18 protein-coding genes and 1 tRNA gene are annotated in these 22,390 nt (G+C 39.3%); all 19 read left to right on the top strand.

Features of this window, described 5'->3' with window-relative positions:
- The first annotated feature begins 70 nt into the window (after positions 1–70).
- On the top strand, positions 71–943 hold the full coding sequence (locus H6G41_RS14490; RefSeq protein WP_190746887.1) for a M48 family metallopeptidase: 873 nt from the start codon (positions 71–73) through the stop codon (positions 941–943).
- A 313-nt stretch (positions 944–1,256) separates the two neighbouring features.
- On the top strand, positions 1,257–2,357 hold the full coding sequence (locus H6G41_RS14485) for an alpha-hydroxy acid oxidase (RefSeq protein WP_199316172.1): 1,101 nt from the start codon (positions 1,257–1,259) through the stop codon (positions 2,355–2,357).
- A gap of 59 nt (positions 2,358–2,416) precedes the next feature.
- Positions 2,417–2,500, top strand: a tRNA-Leu gene (locus H6G41_RS14480).
- Between the two features lie 539 nt (positions 2,501–3,039).
- Positions 3,040–3,267 carry a hypothetical protein gene (locus tag H6G41_RS14475; protein ID WP_190746886.1) on the top strand — a complete coding sequence of 76 codons (228 nt, stop codon included), beginning with the start codon at positions 3,040–3,042 and terminating at the stop codon, positions 3,265–3,267.
- Positions 3,268–4,177: 910 nt separating this feature from the next.
- Positions 4,178–4,975, top strand: coding sequence for a WecB/TagA/CpsF family glycosyltransferase (locus H6G41_RS14470; protein WP_190746885.1), 798 nt, complete (start codon positions 4,178–4,180; stop codon positions 4,973–4,975).
- A gap of 176 nt (positions 4,976–5,151) precedes the next feature.
- On the top strand, positions 5,152–6,684 hold the full coding sequence (locus H6G41_RS14465) for a lipopolysaccharide biosynthesis protein (RefSeq protein ID WP_190746884.1): 1,533 nt from the start codon (positions 5,152–5,154) through the stop codon (positions 6,682–6,684).
- A gap of 67 nt (positions 6,685–6,751) precedes the next feature.
- A complete protein-coding gene (locus tag H6G41_RS14460; protein WP_190746883.1) occupies positions 6,752–8,224 on the top strand; it encodes a Coenzyme F420 hydrogenase/dehydrogenase, beta subunit C-terminal domain in 1,473 nt (490 codons plus the stop codon).
- Positions 8,225–8,269: 45 nt separating this feature from the next.
- A complete protein-coding gene (locus tag H6G41_RS14455) occupies positions 8,270–9,505 on the top strand; it encodes a polysaccharide pyruvyl transferase family protein (protein ID WP_190746882.1) in 1,236 nt (411 codons plus the stop codon).
- A gap of 452 nt (positions 9,506–9,957) precedes the next feature.
- The gene (locus H6G41_RS14450) at positions 9,958–11,067 is read left to right on the top strand and encodes a glycosyltransferase family 4 protein (protein WP_190746881.1); all 1,110 of its coding nucleotides are present in this window, start codon (positions 9,958–9,960) and stop codon (positions 11,065–11,067) included.
- A gap of 80 nt (positions 11,068–11,147) precedes the next feature.
- Positions 11,148–12,047: a glycosyltransferase family 2 protein gene (locus tag H6G41_RS14445; RefSeq protein WP_190746880.1), complete on the top strand. Its 900-nt coding sequence runs from the start codon at positions 11,148–11,150 to the stop codon at positions 12,045–12,047.
- Between the two features lie 235 nt (positions 12,048–12,282).
- Positions 12,283–13,143, top strand: a complete 861-nt coding sequence (locus H6G41_RS14440; protein WP_199316171.1) for a glycosyltransferase — start codon at positions 12,283–12,285, stop codon at positions 13,141–13,143.
- 35 nt (positions 13,144–13,178) lie between these two features.
- Entirely contained in the window at positions 13,179–14,348 is a 1,170-nt protein-coding gene (locus H6G41_RS14435; protein ID WP_190746878.1) for a glycosyltransferase family 4 protein, read from the top strand.
- A 200-nt stretch (positions 14,349–14,548) separates the two neighbouring features.
- Positions 14,549–15,331 carry an FkbM family methyltransferase gene (locus H6G41_RS14430; RefSeq protein WP_190746877.1) on the top strand — a complete coding sequence of 261 codons (783 nt, stop codon included), beginning with the start codon at positions 14,549–14,551 and terminating at the stop codon, positions 15,329–15,331.
- A 49-nt stretch (positions 15,332–15,380) separates the two neighbouring features.
- Positions 15,381–15,803 (top strand): class I SAM-dependent methyltransferase, encoded by a 423-nt coding sequence (locus H6G41_RS14425; protein WP_242037930.1) that lies wholly within the window; start codon positions 15,381–15,383, stop codon positions 15,801–15,803.
- Positions 15,804–15,818: 15 nt separating this feature from the next.
- A complete protein-coding gene (locus tag H6G41_RS14420; RefSeq protein ID WP_190746876.1) occupies positions 15,819–17,006 on the top strand; it encodes a glycosyltransferase in 1,188 nt (395 codons plus the stop codon).
- A gap of 59 nt (positions 17,007–17,065) precedes the next feature.
- Positions 17,066–18,193 carry a glycosyltransferase family 1 protein gene (locus tag H6G41_RS14415; protein WP_190746875.1) on the top strand — a complete coding sequence of 376 codons (1,128 nt, stop codon included), beginning with the start codon at positions 17,066–17,068 and terminating at the stop codon, positions 18,191–18,193.
- An 87-nt stretch (positions 18,194–18,280) separates the two neighbouring features.
- Entirely contained in the window at positions 18,281–19,510 is a 1,230-nt protein-coding gene (locus H6G41_RS14410; protein ID WP_190746874.1) for a glycosyltransferase family 4 protein, read from the top strand.
- A gap of 146 nt (positions 19,511–19,656) precedes the next feature.
- Positions 19,657–20,835, top strand: a complete 1,179-nt coding sequence (locus tag H6G41_RS14405) for a glycosyltransferase family 4 protein (protein WP_190746873.1) — start codon at positions 19,657–19,659, stop codon at positions 20,833–20,835.
- Positions 20,836–20,961: 126 nt separating this feature from the next.
- Positions 20,962–22,390 (top strand): hypothetical protein (locus H6G41_RS14400; protein ID WP_190746872.1); only part of this gene is annotated, 1,429 nt, incomplete at its 3' end.

The raw sequence follows: 22,390 nt of genomic DNA, 5'->3' as shown, positions 1-22,390 counted from the left end.
TAGCTTTAGGGAGGCTGTTTATCTAATTAACAGCGTTCCATAATGCTATTATTTTCAAGCTCGTTACACCATGTCATTATTCAAAACGCCGCTAATTGGTTTAAAAGCTGACTCCTTTCGTCATCCCTTAGACTTGGAAGCTACCAAAACTCTCAAGCAAATACCAGGTTTGGATATGATGGTGCGGAATTGGCTCGGGCCAATGGCAGAGCAGATTTTCTATGTGGAAAATATTGCTTCTAGCGTGCTGGTAGGTGAAAATCAACTGCCAGATTTACACAAATTGTTGGTAGAAGCTTGCAAAGTATTAGATATCGAGCCTCCCCAGTTGTACGTTAGGCAACATCCAGCCCCTAACGCCTACACTTTCGCTATGCGGGGTCAGCAACCATTTGTGGTATTGCATACCTCATTAATTGATATGCTGACACCAGAGGAAATTCAAGCAGTCATTGCCCATGAGTTAGGACACCTCAAATGTGACCACAGCGTTTACCTAACTCCGGTAAATTTATTAATCTTAGCCGCCGCCATTGTCCCCAATGTAGGTGCGGTAATTGCCCAAGCCATCCAGACACAGCTTTTAGAATGGGTACGCTGTGCTGAGTTTACCTGCGATCGCGCCGCTTTACTAGCTACCCAAAATCCTAAAGTCGTCATGTCAGTCTTAATGAAGTTGGCTGGCGGTTCCCCCACCTTAGCGCCCCAACTCAACCTCGATGCTTTCGTAGCCCAAGCCCGCGCCTACGATGATATTAGTAAAACCGAACTAGGGGAAATGGTCAAAGCCGCCCGCACTGCCCAATTAAGTCACCCCGTACCCGTATTACGCGCCAGAGAAATTGACCGTTGGGCTAGTAGTAAAGAATATCAAAATTTATTGCATAATCACGGGCAGAAATCCCAAGAAATTACCCCTAAAGGGGGATGGCGGAATTGGTAAAGAAGAAGGCAGAAGGCAGAAGGCAGAAGGAAGTGGATTGAACGACATCCTTATCCATGCACTATTTTATTGACAATTTTTGATACCTGATTGATAAAAAATTTAATTGCATTGACACTTCTTTAGCAGAGGCAGAAACCGATTCTTATACCATTTCACGAAAATCTTGATACATTTAATTCTTTCCCCTTGCCCCCTGCAACTTATTTGTATCAAACTTAAAGTAAAACTGTATTACCTTCTGCCTCCTGCCCTCTGCCCTCTGCCTTTTTTGTGAGATCCTAAAAATATTTCACATCTAGGCGAAAATCACTTGCAACCGATCAACCTTTTTGAATACGAACAGCTAGCAACACAGCACCTCTCACAAATGGCGCTAGATTACTACAGTAGCGGTGCGTGGGATGAAATTACATTACGAGATAACCGCGCCGCTTTTGAGCGCTGGAAATTACGCCCGCGCATGTTAGTTGATGTAAGCGATCGCAATTTAACTACATCTATATTAGGGCAGCCCCTAGCACTACCCTTACTCATCGCACCGATGGCTTTTCAATGTCTAGCCCATCCCGATGGGGAAATCGCCACAGCCAAAGCCGCCGCTTCCGCAGGTGTCGCGATGATTTTGAGTACTTTAGCCACGAAAACTATTGAAGAAGTCGCAGCCGTGGGGCAAAATTTTCCCAACGCTTTGCAATGGTTTCAGTTGTATATACATAAAGATAGAGGTTTAACTCGCGCCTTAGTTGAAAGAGCCTACGCCGCAGGTTACAAAGCATTATGTCTGACGGTAGATGCGCCTTTACTCGGACAAAGAGAACGCGATCGCCGTAACGAATTTTCTTTACCATTAGGTTTACAGGCTGCCAATATTGCAACTATCAAAGACTTAGATATTCCCCACGCCCAAGGGGAATCTGGCTTATTTACTTACTTTGCCAAACAACTCAACCCAGCGTTGACTTGGAAAGACTTAGCATGGTTGCAATCAATTTGTCCTCTACCCTTGGTAATAAAAGGTATCTTACGCGGAGATGATGCTATACGTGCAGTGGACTGCGGAGTCAAGGCAATTATTGTCTCTAATCATGGTGGCAGACAATTAGATAGTGCGATCGCATCTTTAGATGCCTTAGCAGAGATTGTCACCACTGTAGATAATCGAGCTGAAGTACTAGTTGATGGCGGTATTCGTCGGGGTACAGATATTCTCAAAGCCCTAGCATTAGGCGCAAAAGCAGTACTCATCGGTCGCCCAATTTTATGGGGACTAGCTGTAGCCGGAGAAGCAGGCGTATCTCATATTCTCACACTGCTACAAAATGAGTTCAGCCTAGCTATGGCCTTGAGCGGCTGTCAAAACCTACAGGACATCGATGCTTCTTTAATTATTGCTTCCCATGCCCCTAAATAATTATTAGAGTACTTGCCAGAAACTAGATGAATAGATTATGATAGGAAAGTTGCATCCAAGGGCGGGTGGCGAAACTGGTAGACGCACCACACTCAAAATGTGGCGACCTTGCGGTCATAGGAGTTCGATTCTCCTCCTGCCCACTGTTAAAAAGCTGATTTATCATCTATAAAAAATTTTCAACTAACTCTAGCAATATGCATTCTGCAACTAACATAGCTTTACAGTCTAAAGCTATAGACTTTTATTCCTTGATGCAGTTTTAGTAGTTGCTAAATATTTTTTCAAACACGGAACTTATAGCCAGGAAACGTGTCTACTGTTGTATGAAAGTTACATAGGCATCCATATCCAAATCTCAAACTGCAACCTTCAATATTAACTAAATTAGGCAAAATTCAAGTTACGGTTGAGGAGATGGAATATTGCACAGGGAACTCATAAGAGATTGAAGAATGTGTCATTAGTTTTATTGAGGTGCTTCTGATGCCTGCCACGGATTAGCATTGTTATGATTTATACTTTATTTCTTAACAGGTTCAAGTTATTAAGTATAATTTTCAACAAATGCTTACGTATTTATACTTAAATAAAGATGCCATCTTCCTAGAGGTGTTATGTTCAAATTTGTTAATTAAATATGAAGGATGTATAATAGTCATTAAGGATTAAAGGTGAAAATATGAGATTAAAAAGATGGGAATCGCCCCGTAGAGAAGGGCGAAACGATAAAGGTAAAGGCGGTTCAGCCAGAAAACGACAACTAAAAAAACAAAGGCAAATGTTGCGCCAACGCTTAAAATCAGAGAAAAAAGCAGACGATACTAAAAATAATGGTAAGGGAGAAGATAAGTTAATCTTCTCTTTTTTTATTTTTATCAAAGAGCGAAAAATTTTATCTTATATGTGAACTGCTCGGCAGTTACAAAAATCACAAATAACTACTTTATATAAATAAATATTTTGAATTTAAGAATAAAAATCGAATTTATCATTACTTTTGTGTAAATCCTCATTCAGGTAGATGTAAATCACTATGGAAGTATATTAAATAATTAATTATGCAATTAAAAACTACTTAAAAATCATTTTTTTGATTTTTGACAAACAGCGAAAAGACTTCTGGCAGAAGGGTTTGAGGTGTTTGGATAGTAAAATGTTTTTCCAGGACTAAAAATTAATATTTACTATTTACGAAAAAATAAAAGTAAGTAAATTTTTATATTTATCTGCATTTTAATATCAAATTAATTTAATTGTCTGTACTTACAAATTACAGCCGATAGTATATTTTACCCTGTAAAAATCATCAATAACTAACCACACTTAATGCGAATCAAAAATATTCAGCCACAATAATCTAGATTAACCAAAACTTAACCTGATTTTTTATTCCTTGTCATAGGGTATTCTAATTGACCAAATTTATATATTCAAGACAAATGGCTCTACCTTCCCAGCCTTATTTGACCAAATAGTTAAAAAGTGATTAATCTAAGCCGATAATTGAATTACATTTAAACTCAATGTAATGTTTGCATAAAGCAAAAGTAAACTAATTATGAAGTAACCATAAAGTTTGTTCGGAGTATTGGGAAAATCCTTAGTTCAACGTGTAAGCTTATATACGGTGGTAATATATTTAAAAATACCAGGGTTACCAGAATTTACGGATAAAGCTATTGCATCTCCGCGTGTGTGTGCCAGACCATGCCATAAGCTTAGGAAGAAAAACAGCAATAGTACCACCTAATTGTTTCCCAGTTGGAAATGTACTAGTTGATGTTGATAATTTTTGTCTTTGACACCAGGAGGAATTTATGGGAGAGATAGCGATTTTGCCTACAAAAGAAGTTCTGGATTTTCCCATTACTGCCTTAAGATTTAAAGATCAGATGCAAACGATCGTTGACTGGGCGATCGCCCGCGAAAGTAGAACAGTATGCGTAGCCAATGTCCACATGCTCATGGAAGCTCATTGGAATCCAGAGTTTGCTACTGTAGTTAAAAATGCAGATGTCGTTACGCCTGATGGTATGCCTTTAGTGTGGATGATGCGGCTAATGGGTGCGCGTTCCCAAGATCGCGTAGCAGGAATGGATATTCTCCAAGAATTATGTAAGCTAGCGCAAATACAAAATTTAAGCGTCTACTTTCTCGGTTCGCACACAGAAGTTCTGTCAAGAATGCGGAAAAGACTAGAGCAAGAATTTCCCAAACTGAAAATAGCGGCGATGGAACCTTTACCATTTCGCCCTCTTACCGAAGCTGAAGACACAGCTTTAAACCAAAAAATTAATGCTAGTGGTGCAGGTTTGGTATTCGTATCTCTAGGATGTCCCAAGCAAGAAAAATGGATGGCTCAGCATAAAGGGAAAATCCAGGCTGTCATGATTGGTATTGGTGGAGTTTTCCCAGTGTACGCAGGCATTCACAAGCGAGCGCCAAGACTAGTGAGAGAATTAGGATTTGAGTGGCTTTATCGCTGGATTCAAGAACCGCGACGGTTGTGGGGACGCTATATGAAAACAATTCCGCCTTTTATGTGGCTGGCAATTAAACAAATACTTTCATCCAATCGTGCCACAGAAGTCTTAGTTGACAGCACTGGAGATTGAATCATTCACTATTATAGTCATTTACTCTTAAGCATCAGGGAAATCCATGCTGTTGGATATCCTGCCTTTAGTCGTGAAAACTAAAAGCCATCTGCTACCTAATTAAAGTGTTCCAGCCATATTGCTGTTTCTGGATTAACGGAAGCCACCAATAATTTTTCATCTAGCCATGTTTCATGAAAAATATTTCTTCTAGCGACAAGAATATAAAGTACTTCCGTACCGATCATCTCAAGGCCGATCTCAAAAGTCGGTCTGTTAGGGGTGGTGCATTTACCATGATTGCCCAAATCTTCAAGTTCAGCTTGAATTTGGTATCTAATACAGTGTTGGCTCGACTACTAACACCGCAAGATTATGGCTTAATTGGTATGGTCACTACGGTTACTGGGTTCGTTCTCCTGTTTAAGGATTTGGGATTGTCAATGGCTACAGTCCAGAAGGAGGAGATTAATCACCAACAAGTTAGTAATCTATTTTGGATTAATGTAGGATTAGGTGTATTGACCGCGATCGTCACTATGGCGATCGCACCTGTAATTGCAGCTTTTTATCATGAACCCCGTTTAATTTGGATTAGTCTAGCACTAGCAACTGGGTTCATCATTGGCAGTTTGGGTGTTCAACACTCTGCGTTGCTCAATCGCCAGATGGATTTTAAAGCCCTAGTTATTAACGATCTTCTCTCAATGGGGATTGGTTTGGCGGCGGCGATTGTTGCTGCTTGGTATGGATTGAGTTACTGGGCCTTGGTAATTATGCCTTTGGTTACAGGATTGGTTGGTACTGTGGGACTTTGGATGGTTTGTAGTTGGCGTCCAGGTTTTCCTAGTCGAAAATCAGATACTCGCTCCATGCTAGCCTTTGGCCGTAACCTCACAGGTTTCAGTATCATGAATTACTTTTCCCGCAATCTAGATAACGTACTGATTGGGAGAGTTTGGGGTGCGCAGCAATTAGGTGTATATGCCAAAGCTTACCAGTTATTACTCTTACCACTCAATCAAATTAACTCACCCATTGCGGCTGTAGCTGTACCGACCTTGAGTAGATTGACAGATTCTCCAGAACGGTATCGACAGACATATCTGCGAGTTCTGGAAAAAATAAGTATGCTCACAACACCACTCGTTGCCTTTATGATTGCCACATCTGACTGGTTAGTGTGGTTACTTTTAGGCGATCAATGGGCGGAAGTGGGTCGTATATTTTCTATTTTAGGTATTGCAGCTTTTACTCAACCTGTGGCAAATACTACTGGATGGATTTTTATTACCCAAAATCGTACTAATCATATGGTGCAATGGGGCGCAATTGGTAGTACTTTATCAATAATTTCGATTATTGCTGGGTTACCTTGGGGCGCAAGCGGAGTAGCTGCATCTTATTCTATATCAGGGCTTCTGATTCGTACCCCAATACTGTTTTGGTTTGTTGGACGTGCTGGTTCAGTGAGAACCAAAGACATTTACCGCACAATAGCTCCTTCTACCTTTGCTTCATTATGCGCCTTTGTAGTTATGATTGCCGTTCGTCGGTATATTGATTTTCCCCATCCTCTAATTGGTATTGTTATCGCATTTGTCATCAACCTAGGAACAACTTTATTAATACTTGCGGCTTTTCCGGCAGGAAGGAAGGCACTTCAGGATTTTAAGGACTTAATTCCTGTCATCTTTAAACGAAAAAGGAAAGATATACAAAAATAAAGCTCTAAGGATTGGGTTTGGTGGAAGTTAAGAATTTATCCGAGTACTAACTTACAAAAATTTCAGTATGAATACAACATTCAATGAAGAACAACCCAATGATATCTCTAAACTATTTCAGACTGTAGTTGATGGTGGGTATTGTATTGGCTGCGGTGCATGTGCATCAGTTTCCGATTCACCCATCACCATAAAATTAGATAGATACGGTCGTTTTTGTGCATCGCTGGAACAATCAAATGAACAAAAAAATGAAAATTTAGCCATACTAGATGTATGTCCTTTTTCTGATACTGCTCCTAATGAAGATGAGATAGGGAAAGAGCTTTTCGCTCAAGAATGTCAGCATCATAGTCGAATTGGTTATCATCTAGCAACTTATGCTGGATATGTTACAGAAAATAATTTTCGTAAATACGGTAGTTCTGGGGGAATGGGTACATGGATTATAACTGAACTTTTCAATCATGGATTAATTGATGCCGTCATTCATGTGCATGAGCAAAAACCCTCAGAAACTGATTCCAAGCTGTTTAGTTTTAGAATTTCTGAATCGGTTGAGCAAATCCGTGCAGGTGCAAAGTCACGTTACTATCCAGTTGAAATGTCAGAAGTACTGAGCATTGTACGGAACCGACCAGGAAGATATGCAATAGTGGGAGTTCCATGCTTTATTAAAGCAGTTCGTTTGCTGGCAAAAAAAGATCAAGTAATTAGCGATCGCATTCATTTCTGTGTTGGTCTTGTATGCGGACATCTGAAAAGCACTCGCTTTGCGGAAATGTTTGCTTGGCAGTGTGGAATTGCACCTGGAAAACTCCAATCTATTGACTTTCGCAAAAAAATACCTGGACAGGATGCTAATAAATATGGTGTTGAGGTTAAAGGATCTCAGAATCATCAGGAAGTTAGCATAACTAAATCAAATTTTGAATTCTTTGGTTATCTGTGGGGACATGGCTTCTTTAAATATGAAGCATGTGATTATTGCGATGATGTAGTTGCTGAAACGGCCGATGTCACAGTTGGAGATGCTTGGCTTCCTGATTATGTCAAAGATAGCCAGGGAACTAATGTTATTGTTGTACGTAATCCAGTTATCAAACATCTAATTGAGGATGGGATAAACGGTGGACGGCTACATTTAGATTATATTAATGCAGATGCTGTAGCTAAATCACAGGATAGTGGTTTACGTCATCGGCGTGAGGGTCTAGCCTACCGTTTATATTTGAAAGATAAAGCAAAGCAGTGGCGACCTAATAAGCGAGTTAAAGCAGCGGCTAAGCATCTTAACGAGAGACTCAAAAAGATTTATATATTGAGAATGCTAATGGCAAATGAGAGTCATATTGCATTCTATAAATCTATACAAATGAACAGTTTTGATGTTTTCAAAAAAATGATGGAGCCTCTTGTTACAACTTATGATTCTCTTTACCAACCACCCTTATGGAAAAAAGGGTTATCACGTATTAAGAAATATCTTAAGCGTCGATTTCAAGAAATGGGATGGGACTTACTTGCATCGCGTATATGAAGTATTAGATGTAAATAGTTATTTAGTGTTAATAGGAGTTGAACAGTGAACGTATTGATTACAGGGATTACAGGGTTACGCAATCGCGGAGTAGAAGCATTAGTTGTACCCACAGTGGAGCAGTTGCGTCAGCGTTCTCCTCATCTCCCAATTAGTATTTTGACAAGAACGCCTGATTATGATGAAATTCGACTGCATCAGTATGACACCAAATTAATTGAAGCTACCCCTTTTTCTAATTCTTCTTTGCGTAGTCGTCTTCAACGATGGCGTGCCAAGCTCCCATTTTCTAAGACTGTTGAACCTCAAGAAACACCTGCTATGAAAGCAATGCGTGAAGCATCAGTTGTGATTGCTTCTGGCGGCGATGTCTTTAGCTCTGATTATGGCTCTCTCCACAGACATCTCCAACCACTGCAATTAGCATTAGAAGCGAATTTACCCGTAGTGTTTTTGGCTCAATCCATCGGGCCATTCAAAACCGATGAAGAAGCCCAGGCTTTTGTAAACGTTGCCCGCCGCTCAAAGCTGATTACGGTTCGGGAGGAGATTTCATACAAATACTTAATTCAAAAACTTGGTCTTTCGACAGATTTGGTCAAACTTACTGCTGACCCTGCTTTCTTGCTGGCTCCACCTCCGCCTCAGCAGGTAGCTAATATGCTGAGTTCTTACTGCATTAAAAAAGACCGGCCAGTTATTGCTGTCGCAGTGAGTCAGGGGATAAGTAAGTATTCTGGTTGCGATTACGAAACACATATAAAGGCTTGGCAACAGGTAATCAAAACAATTATTGATGAACTCAATGCCCAAGTTCTGATTATTCCCCATGTCCAGGAGACTTACGCAAGTAATGATGATCGGATTGCTGCAACACACCTGCTCAGAAGCTTTGATTTCGATCCACGCATTCGCTTGGTTGGAGCCGATCACTCAGCTGCGGAGTTCAAAGGGCTGATTGGAGCCTGCGACATGGTGATTGCCGAGCGGATGCACGCTGCTATTGCCGGACTCTCCAGTGGTATCTGCACTGTTGCAGTTGGGTATTCTATCAAGGCAGAAGGAATTATGACCAACCTATTGGGAACCGAGTCTCTTCATAAAGGTTTGCTCATCCCAATTGATCAGTTTCTTGACCCTGATAAAACCTATACTGCTATCTGTAATGCCTGGAACTGCCGACAAGAAATAGCCGCTCAACTCAAAGAGGTATTGCCAAGGGTTAAGAAAGATTCAGAAAGTAACTTTGAAATGATTTCTCTGATATTAAATCAGATGTAAGAAAACCTAGACAAGAAGAATCCAGTTTAGCAACATATCATTATGAAATATAGATTTTTGGCAATACTTGTCAAGATATTTTTTAATAAATCACAAAAAAATGTTTCTAGATTATGTTGCTTCTCTGGATAAATTATATAGTTTAGCAGACATTTATGTAATCCAATTTTTTCAAAGACAAGCATGAAAATTAAACCATTAAACCCTTTTTATTATGGTGTTCCTTTTCTATCAAACACATCTTTTTCTCTATGCACAGGCAGTAGTTTGGATTCTCATAATTTTACAAATTTGGAATAATTTGTGATTGTTTTTAGAAACTATATATACCTAGCAAAGAAATTTGCTTCTTTTGCAAGAAGCTTCTCAAAAATGGTTCTAAGATTAGAAATGTATACTAGAACTTCAGTTTAAATCATTGCTGATCGACTTGAAAAACATAGAAATAGTTTATGAAAATAATGAATTTAGCAACAAATCATGACAGAATGACTAGCTTACGAGTAGTATTTGCACCCTGGTACACTCAGGAGAATCCATATCAAACACAGTTGACTGAAAACTTGATTGCCTTGGGTGTTAACATAGAACCTACTAGTTGTAGTACTTTAAATTTATTATCCACAATTAAACAAAAAAAAGCCAATATCTTGCACATACATTGGCTAGACCATTTCTTTTTACGAAAAGTTAGCTTTTTAAAGTCTTTATTGAAACTAACTTTATTTACTATTCAGTTATTAATTTTGAGGTTAACAAACGTTAAAGTTATTTGGACTGTTCATAATCTTAAAAATCACAGAAATCAGCACTTAATACTAGACAGACTTGGTTCTATTTTGGTGTCTAGAATAGCACATGGACTTATAGTTCATAGTGAATCAGCTAAACATGAGGTTATGAAAACATTTTATTTACGGAAAGATAATAACATCTTTATCATCCCGCATGGTAATTACATTGATATTTACGAAAACAGTATCAGCCAGCTAGAAGCAAGAAAGCAGTTAAATATTCCCCATTCAAGTTTAGTATTATTATTTTTTGGATTAATTCATCCTTATAAAGGTGTATTGAAACTAATACAAGCCTTTAAGCAACTAAAATACGATGACGTATTCCTTTTAATCGCTGGTAAACCATGTGATGAAGTTATGGCTGCTCAACTTAGCAAAGAAGCAGAAGATAACAAAAATATTAAATTTATACCTGGATTTGTAGAGAATAAGGAAGTTCAGGTATATATGAATGCTTGTGATCTAGTTGCATTACCCTATCGTGAATTTCTTACATCAGGTGCTTTGATTTTAGCTATGTCATTTGGCAAAGTCTGCATTGCACCGGATAAGGGCTACATCGGTGAAGTTTTAAACGATCAAGGAGGCTTTTTATACGATCCAGATAGTGAAGAAGGTTTGTTAAAAGCTTTGAGTTCTGTAGTTGATAAACGAAGTGTTCTATCTAATATGGGCAATTATAATTATAAGTTAGCGAGCCAATGGAATTGGAATTATGTTGCCAAGTTAACACTTAATGTTTATGAACATTATCTTAATTATTAAGTAATATCAAGCCCTATTTTTAAGTCTGCATCCACTAAGTAAATATTTTTGAAATAGAGCATGATTAACGGTATAGCCTTATGACACTATCTTTTGTTTCGGTAATTATTCCAGTATTTAATGATTCTGAACGATTAAAGCTTTGCCTGCAAGCTTTAGAAAACCAAAGTTATCCACATAATATGTATGAAATTATTGTAGTTGATAATGGTTCAGATGATGATATTAAAAGTATTGTAGAAAAATTTCATAAATCTGTCTTTACGCAAGAGCTAAAAACTGGTTCTTATGCGGCTCGCAACAAAGGAATCTCAATTGCGAAAGGTGAAATTTTAGCTTTTACAGATTCAGATTGCATTCCAGCCGTAAATTGGATTGAAAATGGAGTGAAAAGTCTGCTTAGTACACCTAATTGTGGATTAGTGGCTGGAAAAATAGACCTTTTTTTCCAAAATCCCGATAAGCCAACTCCTGTGGAACTATACGAAAGCATTGCTATGGATTTTCCCCAAGAAAGATGCTTAAAACAAAGCCGCTATGGTGTTACAGCAAATCTTTTTACATTCAAATATGTAATTGACAGTGTTGGTTGTTTTAATGATACTCTCAAGTCTGGTGGCGACAGGGAATGGGGACAGCGAGTTTACGCGGCTGGATACCAGCAAATTTATGCCGATAACGCTTTTGTCGCTCACCCTGCTAGACATTCATTTTCCCAGCTTCGCCAGCGAGTTGCTCGTTTTGCTGGAGGAAGCCACGATCGCTTGATGAGTAAAAATCCTTCATTAAGGGAAATAGCAGTAGATTTATTGGAAACTTTCAAACCTCCCTTTAGAAGTTTTTATATAATTTGGAACGATGAGAAACTGCATGGAGTTAGCCAAAAGTTGCAGTTTACTTTGGTAATGCTTTTTATAAGATATGTAAATATTTCCGAAAAATTAAGATTATATATGGGAGGTAAATCTAAGCGAGCTTGAATTTGTGATAGCCCTCCTATTTGATATATGAACAAAAAGGATAGGGAAGACAAGGAAAATAATTATTTGTAACTCATGTAAAATGGCTAGGCATAATTCTAACATTATCTATATCTGTATTTATAGTTCCCTTTTCTACTAATTCATCAATATGACATCCTCAACTAATTTCTCATCTATAGAAGCAAAACCGCTAGTTAGTATAATCATCGACAATTATAACTACGAACGTTTTTTGAAAGAAGCAATAGATACTGCTTTAAATCAAACATATAAAAATATTGAAGTTATTGTTGTTGATGATGATTCAAAAGATAATTCCCGAAAAATTATAGCAAGTTATGGCGATCGCATTGTTCCTATCCTCAAAGAAAATGGTGGACAATGTTCATGCTTCAATGCAGGTTTTGAGGCTAGTCGCGGAGAAATTATTTGCTTTTTAGATGCCGATGATATTTATCTGCCGGAAAAAGTTGCAAAAGTTGTGGAAATATTTAATACTTCTTCAGAAGTGGAATGGTGCTTTCACAATCTCCGGTGGGTAGATGAAAAGGGGGAATTATTACCCCAATTAAGTACGCAACGTCCTACTATTGAATGTGATTTTAGAGATGTTGTCAAATCAGGGAGAATTCCTCCTCCTCTTCCCGCAACATCTGCATTATGCTTCAGAAGATCGCTATTAGCAAAATTTTTGCCTATGCCTATATCTAAAGCTGTTAAATCTACTGATTTCTATTTCAAATTTATGGCAGTAGCACTTAGCAAGGGTTACTTCCTTGGTGAGGTTTTAGCATTTCACAGAATACATGGTAATAATGCAGCTACTTTAAAAGTTGATAACCAAAGCCTTCGGGCTGTGCAGTATATAAGCAATGGTTCTTGGATTAGACAGGAGTTTCCAGAGTTGAAAAAATTTGCTAATAAGCTAGTTTCTGTGGGACTTTCTAATAAATGGCAGAACAATAAAAAAGATGCTGTCACCCAGGAAATTCTAGAAAAATATATGAATGTTACTTCCCTAGTAGAACAACTGGAAATTAATTTAAGAGCAGCTTACTACTATATGAAATCTAAAGTTGTCAAAACTAATTGAAATTTGTTTTTTTGTATACATGAGCTAAGTAGAAGATGAGTAAAAGCATTATTATCACTTATCCCCGCTCTCTTACTAGTCCAGGAGGAGGAACGAGGAGTTGTTTACAAATTGCTCATCAGCTACAACAGATGGGTAATGAAGTCATTATTGTATCTGTCTCTTCTGATGCTGCTACTGAGAAACTAAAAGGTAAACCAGTACCAGTTATCCCCGCACCACCAAGTCGCTTACACGATCTTTGGGATGGCAGTTCAGTTGCCAAGATTGTCAAAAATCTGCTGACAGAAAAGCCAGTTGATGCAGTTTTAAGCTGGGAACATGAAGCTGCATTTTTACCAGAAGTATTAAAATCGAAAAAAATTGTGTTTGGGATGATAGCAGCTCATCCTTCTTACACAACATGGGTAAATCGGCAAACAGGATTGCAAGCCATCAAAAGGTTGAGCGATCGCTGGTTTCGTTGGCGACTTTTTAAATGTGCGGATGTGATTTTTGTTTCCTCAAATTTTACCAGGCAAGAATTGCTGAATTTATTTGCAGTCAATGAGGAAAAAATTAAAATTACTCATCGCGGAATAGATGATGCATTTAGCAAAGTTAACCGATCGCCAAAACAATCAGTATCCAATTTGATTTTTTACGGCTCCTTTGCTCCCCCTAAAGGAGTTTTTGATGCGATTGCGGCTTTAGGTCAAGTAGCAGCCAAAGGTTATAAAAATTGGACTCTCAAATTAGCTGGTTGGGAATATGAAGCCCAGATAAAGCAAGCAATCCGCGAACACCAAATTGAAAGCCACGTCTTAATGTTGGGACAGCTAAATACCCAAGAACTAATTCGAGAACTGGAAGATGCTGAGTTGGCAATTTTACCATCACGAATAGAGTCTTTTGGCAGAGCGATCGCTGAAGCCCAAGCTTCTGGATTACCAGTGGTTTCTTACGATAGCGGCTCAATTCCAGAAATTCTTGAAAATGGAGTAACAGGATGGTTAGTACCAGTTCAAAGAGTGGATTTGCTAGCCAATGCAATTGTGGAAGCTATGGAAAATCCAGACAAGGCTTTTCAAATGGGAATGGCAGGACGCGATCGCGTCACCCAAAGATTTTCTTGGGAACAAACTGCAATGGCAATTCTCCAAGGTATTGAAACTGCAAAACACCAGAGTTATAACCCTAAAAAGCAGGACTGGAACATGTATTAAAAGTCTAAAAAACTATTTGATTTAAGGAGCAATTCCTAAGTATGCTGCAAGAAATTCGCTCTCCCAAAATTAGTTTTAATCTACTAGTTTTACAGTTGATTAGAAACTGTTTTCAAATCCTACCAACCAAGAGAAGCCTCTACAAAAAACTAACTAATAGTCGATATATAAAATTGTTTTTGCCACACCATTACACTCAGATGGTTGCACGGCTGGATAATGGCATCTTCATTACAGTTGATGTCAAAGACTATAACGGACGAATGCTGTATCTGTGTGGCATGGCTTATCCAGAAGTGGTTGATACTTGTCGCTATTTGTTGCGATCTGGAGATTGTTTTCTGGATATTGGCGCTAACTATGGTGCTGTTGGTTTATCGTGCAGCGATATTGTGGGGGCTGATGGTGGTGTGTATTTGTTTGAACCACAACCAAATTTGTGTCAGCGCTTGCGTGCTGCCATTGAAGAACAAAATTTATCTCGCGTCCAACTTCATGAGGTGGGTTTGATGGATCGAGACGACGTGCTCGAAATGTCTTTGCTGGACAATCACTCAGGCGAAGCCAGCTTTGTGTTTAACCAACAGGAATCGGCAAATAAAATCCGCCTGGAGGTCAAAAACATCGCTACCTATTTGCCTCCATTATTGGCTGGAAGGTCTTTTGGCTCAAAGGTTGATGTGGAAGGGGCTGAACCTTATCTTTTGCCCTGGTTGATTCAGCAGCAACAGATGCGTTTTGTTGTTTTTGAAAATACACACTTACCAATACAAGAAAGGAAACATCTGTTTGAGTCAATGACAGGGAACGGCTTTACTTTATTTGGAGTCAAAAATAAAGGCAGCCAAACCTACTTAGATCATTTCAGTGATCCGGAGGATTATTCTCGCTATCACGATCTGCTTGCAGTCAGAATCAAGCCATCTTTGTCTATTCCCCACCGCTTGAGACCAGATATATTGCACACATTACAACAAACCTAAATCGATCCTCATTGATGTCATCACATATTTTTGCATTGAACATAAGAGCATGATTGACTTAAGGGTAATGATGAATATAAATATTCCCAATATACCTTTCGCTGATGCATCTTTTGATGCAATTCTTTGCAATCACGTATTAGAGCGTATCCCCGATGACGGTAAAGCAATGAGGGAACTCTACAGAGTACTCAAACCAAATGGTTGGGCAATTCTCCAAGTACATCTAGATAATAATTTAGCAGAAACATTTGAAGATCCGCAGATTACTTCTGAGTCAGATAGAATCAAATTTTACGGTCAAAAAGACCATGTGCGGCTTTACGGACAAGACTATAAAAATAGGTTAGAAGCAGGTTTTCAAGTCCAAGTACATGATTACATTCAAGAACTAGGAACGGATTTAGCCGAAAAATATCGCTTGGTGAGTGAAGATACTAACACCGAAGATGTTTATTTTTGTACTAAATAAAGGAGTGATAAGAACATGAAACAAGCTATCGCCGAGAATGTGTCTGCACTCCGGGTACTGTTTATCAGCCACACATACGTAGTTGGCGTGAATCAAGGCAAGCTAAATGCGATCGCCCAAACAGGTGAAGTAGAAGTCGGCTTGCTGGCTCCTAGCAACTGGAAAGCCCTAGAATGGAATCGTGTATTTGCAGTAGAAAAACCCTACCCCAAAATTAAAGTTTATACAGCCCCCGTGTTGTTTACAGGTAAAGGTGGCGCTCATATCTACGCACCTTGGAAAATCTGGCAAGTAGTCAACGATTTTCAACCGGATTTGGTGCAGGTGGAAGAAGAAGTCTTTTCCCTATGTGCCTTTGAGTTAGCACTTTGGAGCCGAATTACAGGTAAGCCATTAGTAGTTTTCGGTTGGGAGAACATGGATAGAACCTTATCCATGCCACGCCGTTGGGTGCGTCAATTTGTGATCGACACAGCCAAACTCATGCTTCCTGGTAACCAAGACGGAGCTAATCTACTGCAAAAGTGGGGTTACACCGGATTAATGGAAGTCATCCCTCAGATGGGAGTAGATACTAGTTTATTTAGTCCACGCCAAGGCGATCGCCAAAATCCAGAGTTTCGCATCGGTTTTTTAGGAAGATTAGTCCCAGAAAAAGGTATAGATACTATATTGGCAGCCGCTCGCATACTTCAAGAACGTGGACTGAAGTCTCAGGTAATTCTTTGTGGTTCGGGTTCCCATGAAGACGCACTTAGACAAGAAGCTCAAAAACAGCAAGTTGCAGACTTAGTAATTTGGCGAGGATCGGTATCCCACAAACAAGCACCAGAAGAAATCAGTCAGTTTGATGTATTGATTTTACCATCTCGCACTGCTTCTACTTGGAAAGAGCAATTTGGTCATGTGCTAATCGAAGCAATGGCAATGGGTGTTCCTGTAATTGGCTCTAATAGTGGAGAAATTCCTAACGTCATTGGGCGTGCTGACTTAGTATTTCCCGAAGGAAATGCCCAAGCATTAGCAGCAATTCTCGAGCGCATGATCTGTGATCTCAATTGGCGACAAGAACTAGAGCACTACTGCATTACCAGGGTGACTCAAAATTATACCCACGAACGCATTGCCGAACGTTTAATCAACCTCTGGAACAGAGTCCTAAAGCAAAAAATAGGAAAATATGTAACTACCGTCAATAGCTAATCACTAAATCTGTGGAGTTTAACTGTGATGAACTTATTTAATTACCAAATGAGGTACTAATGCGTGTACTGATTGTGCGTACCATGCCTAATTTTAGTATGGACATTTACGCCGACGGCATAATCTCCGGACTAAAAGTTGTGAGACCACAATGGGAAATTGTGGAGTTAGCACCTTGTTCCATAGATAGAAATAGCCGCTCTTTATTGCTGAGAGCGAAAAAATTTTATGAGCGTTTTTGGGGATTTCCTCGCACCATACAAAACCAAGTAGCAGACATTTTTCATATCATCGACCATAGCGAGGGACATATTGTTAATTGGGTAAAAAACCAAGGTAAACCAATTGTTGTTACTTGCCATGACTTAATTAACTACTTTTATCCTGATAATCTTCAAGGTTCAGTGCAAGTGCCTTTTGTCAGTAGCAATTTGTGGTTTCACTCTGTAAAAGCAATGCAGAATGCCAACCATATTCTGGCTGTATCTTCTGCCACTGCTCAAGATGTGACACAAATATTAAACATTCATCCGCAGCAGATTACCGTCACTCCCAATGCTGTTGAGTCTGCATTCCACATATTACCCGACAATCAGATTGCCTCTTTTCGGCATAAACAGGGAATCTCACCAGAAACTATCTGTTTGCTGAACGTTGGCGGAAATCACCCACGGAAAAATATCTCTACCATTCTTCAAGTCGTCAAAATATTACAACAAAAAGGACTAAACATTCATTTTTGGAAAGCAGGTGCAGCATTTACTTCAGAAGAGCAAAACTATATTCAAACGCAAGCCCTAGAAAATTATATTACCTATCTCGGACAACCAGATAAACAGACTTTAGTGCAAATTTATAATGCTGCTGATATCTTAATCGCTCCTTCAACCCACGAAGGATTTGGAATTACTATTCTTGAAGCAATGGCTTGTGGTACCCCAGTAATTACCTCCAAAGTTTCTGCTATGCCTGAAGTTGCAGGAGATGCGGGAGTTTTAGTTGATCCAACAAATGCTCAGGAAATTGCCGAGGCAGTATATCATCTCCACAATAACCCTATTGATTATCAAAAATTAAAAGATGCAGGTTTGGCAAGAGTAAAATCCTTTACTTGGGAAAGAACCGCAGAGAAAATCGCTGAAGTATATGAGGAACTACTTGAGAAAAATAAAGCCCAAACTAATTAGAGCAAAATTTATTGTGACAAATTATATTCCTCAATAATTCTAGAAAACTTTCTATTGTTTAACTTAATTTTCAGAGGCATTCTAAGTATGAAAGTTCTGATATCAGCCTATTCTTGTGAACCTGGTAGAGGCTCAGAGCCTGGTGTAGGTTGGAATATTCCTAGGGAAATTGCTAAATATCACAAAGTCTGGGTATTGACTCGACCGGATGAAAGTAAAGAAATAATTGAAGCAGAATTAACTCGTAACCCAGTCCCCAACTTGCATTTTGTTTACTTTACCCTGCCTTTTTGGCAAGATAGTTTGCGATGGGGGCAATCCGGAGCAATGCAAATCCATTACTACCTTTGGCAAATTCAAGCATATTTCATTGCCCGGAAATTACATCGTGAAATTGGCTTTGATTTAATTCACCACGTTACTTTTGTAAAATATTCCAGTCCTAGCTTCCTTTCACTATTACCAGTTCCCTTCATTTGGGGGCCAGTTGGTGGTGGCGAATCGGCACCTAAATCGTTTTGGCAAGATTTTAGTGGACGTGCTAAGGCTTACGAAATTGCTAGAAATATTGTGCGTGGATTTGGAGAACTCGATCCTTTTGTATATCTAACTGCTAAAAAAAGTGCTGTAGTCAGAGCAACTACAGAAGATACAGCACAGCGACTTTATCGCATGGGTGTAAATGATGTGGATATTTTACCCGAATCTGGTTTACCAGAGGAAGAAATAGCACGCCTTGGTCAATATCCTATGCCCGATAGTGCCCCCATCCGATTTATCAGCATGGGACGGCTGCTGCACTGGAAGGGTTTCCACTTGGGATTGCGTGCTTTTGCTCAAGCCAATTTAGCAACCGCAGAATACTGGATTGTTGGAGATGGCCCGGAATCACAACGGCTTCAGACTCTCGCCGAAACATTGGGTATTGCTCCAAGAGTCAAGTTTTGGGGTAGATTACCCCGTGAGCAAACTTTAAGCAAACTAGGAGAGTGCCATGTATTAGTTCATCCTAGCTTACATGATTCTGGAGGTTGGGTGTGCATGGAAGCAATGGCAGCAGGAAGACCAGTAATTTGTCTTAATTTAGGAGGCCCGGCTGTACAAGTGACAAAGGACACAGGCTTTAAAATCCCACCGGGTAATCCTGAGCAAGCTGTTCAAGGTTTGGCTGAAGCCATGATTCGCCTAGCAAAAGATGCAGACTTGCGTCTACAGATGGGACAAGCAGGAAAAAAATTAGTCTATGAGTCGCACAGCTGGCAGGCTAAGGGTAAGGAATTAGTTCATCTGTATGAGACAATCACCTCGTCTCGGTAGTTTTTATTGAACCTTAAGATTTTTAAGCAAAAGGCGATCGCTCTTTTTACACTTTTTAGCTGTCCAGGCTACCGCAAATTTTTGATTCCAACATAGCAACTACAATTTTTTGAGATTATACCCCATACATAAGAGAAGCAACGCTAATGCGTATCTTGACTATCCACAACCGTTATCAAATTAAAGGAGGAGAAGATGAGTGCTTTGAAGCAGAAGTAAACCTGTTACGACAAATGGGACATGAAGTTGAAATTTATGAAGAAAATAATGACAAAGTAGCAGTTTTAGGGAAATTAAACATAGCTACGAGAACAGTTTGGTCTGATGAATCTTATCAAACAGTCAAGGGTTTACTAGCATCAAAACCTTTTGATGTGGTTCATGTTCATAATTTTTTTCCTATTGTCTCACCTTCAGTTTACTATGCAGCTAAAACAGAAGGTGTTCCTGTCGTGCAGACCTTACACAACTATCGACTGTTATGCCCCAACGCTTTATTTTTTCGTGATGGGCAAGTTTGTGAAGATTGCTTAGGGCAATTCATTCCCTATTCTGGCGTTGTACATGGTTGTTACCGCGATAGTAAAGTCGCTAGTGGCGGTGTTGCAACGATGCTGACTGTACATCGCCTGATGGCTACTTGGAGTAAAACAGTTGATTTATACATTGCTCTGACTGAATTTGCTCGACAAAAATTTATTGCGGGTGGTTTACCAGCAGAAAAAATTGTGGTCAAGCCAAACTTTGTCAGTCTTGAACCTACTGTTGGTAATGGATGTGGCGGCTATGCTCTGTTTGTCGGCAGACTTTCAGTGGAAAAGGGTTTAGATACAATTTTACAAGCTTGGGAACATCTTGGGACACAAATACCTCTCAAAATTGTAGGGGATGGCCCCTTAGCCGACCAAGTATTGGCAGCGGCAAAAACACTTCCACAAGTGGAATGGCTGGGACGCAAAACGATGAGCGAAGTACATGACCTGATGGGGGAGGCAATGTTTTTAGTTTTTCCATCAAAATGGTATGAAACCTTCGGACGTGTTGCCATTGAAGCATTTGCTAAAGGTACTCCAGTAATTGCTGCTAATATTGGTGCGATCGCAGAGTTAGTAGATTCTGGTCGAACTGGGCTGCATTTTCGCCCTGGTGATGCTGATGATTTAACAGCCAAGGTAAAGTGGCTGCTAGCCAATCCCTCTAACCTCTCTCAGATGCGGCAACAAGCAAGAGCCGAATTTGAAACCAAGTACACTGCTGTAAAGAACTACCAAAGAATGATGGAAATTTATCTTCAAGCACAAGCTACCTCTACTTCAGACAATTGATTGTTTCTGTACTTGAATCTCAGTAATTACAATATTTTGCTCAAAAATATACAATAATGACATAGTTTTTCATAATAATCTTGGCATCACTGATGAAAAGTTGTGCCAACTGAGGAAAGAAAATAAATGAATGCACAGACAGCAGTTTATAAATCTCAGCAGGGATATATCAAAAATACAATTTTGGTATTGCTAGCCTTTGCGACCGCCTTCTTCCCGCGAATTATTAATAGTGTTGGTGCACCTGATCCGATCAACTTTGTTCACTTCGCAATAGTACCCCTAGCATGTGGCATTGTCATCACAAAAACCAGAGTTAAAAACAGAAAGCAAATCTTAATTACTTGGTCGCTAACGTCTGCTCTAGTAATTCTGCTAGGAGTTATGACCGCAAGCGCACTTTTGAATGGTGCAGGTCTGATTAATGTATTTGTGGCATTTATGTTACTTGCTGAGCCATTCATCATGTTAATAGCGATTATTTGTATTCCTTTTTCTTTAGAAAGCTTGAAACAATTTAGACGCTGGATACTGGGTTTTATGATTATCCATATTTCATTGGCCTTGATCCAAAAAATTCTTTTAGAAACTGGAATTCTGCAAAGAAATCGCATGACTATTGAAGATAACATTCAAGGAGTCTTCTATCTCACAGGCGGTGGACATGTTGTCTCTGCTATGGTCGCCATGTCTTTCAGTTTATATTACTTCTTTACTGCGAAAAATATGCCAATTTTGATTCGCTCTGGCTTTGTTTTCGCTGGGTTTCTGGTACTTCTATTTGCTGATGCTAAACAAGTACTGTTGGTATATTTAGTAGCCTGGGCTATCCTAATTTTAATTAGTGTAAAAGATATTAAATTAACATTGCAATATGTAATTGCTGCTGTCCTCATTGGCTACATACTTTTTTGGTGTATAGAAAATTTAGAAGCTTTTAGAGCTTTTAAAACCTGGATCAGACCAGAAATTTATGGACCTAATGGTGATGCCACAATACTTAAAACATCACCTTTCCGAATTATTCCATCATATTATAAATCATTACTAAACTGGTTTCTCGGTCTGGGCCCTGGTCATACCGTTGGGCGATTAGGTGGTTGGATGCTAAGAGACTATTGGAATTTACTCGAACCACTTGGTGCTACTATTCATCCATGCAGTCAAGCAGTTTGGTCTGTATGGCGTGGTAGTTATCTAGACTCCAGTTTTTTCTCTCCTTTGTTTGGCTGGGCAGCAATCTGGGGAGACTCAGGTTTTTTCGGTTTAGCAGCTTACTTGTATCTGGCATTAATGGTCTGGCGTCGGATATGCCTAGATGACTTTTCCAAGTTAATGATCCTGACGGTAATGGTTAAGGGACTTCCAAAGAATAAATTATTCCAAGAAAAACAAGAGACAGGTTTTCTCAAGAATGATAATCATTTTAAGGGGGAGAAAAGGGGTTGCTCTCGGCAACCCCTTTTCTCCCCCTCATCTATGCATGAAGAATCTATACACTTGTCGTCTGCTTTGAAGTTAAACAGTGTAAATAAGGGATGTTTTGTAGCTAAAT

It is taken from the genome of Tolypothrix sp. FACHB-123, from assembly GCF_014697075.1.
Lineage (GTDB): Bacteria > Cyanobacteriota > Cyanobacteriia > Cyanobacteriales > Nostocaceae > Aulosira.
Note: the sequence above shows the minus strand (reverse complement) of the source record. Positions and strands in the feature narration are given on the sequence as shown.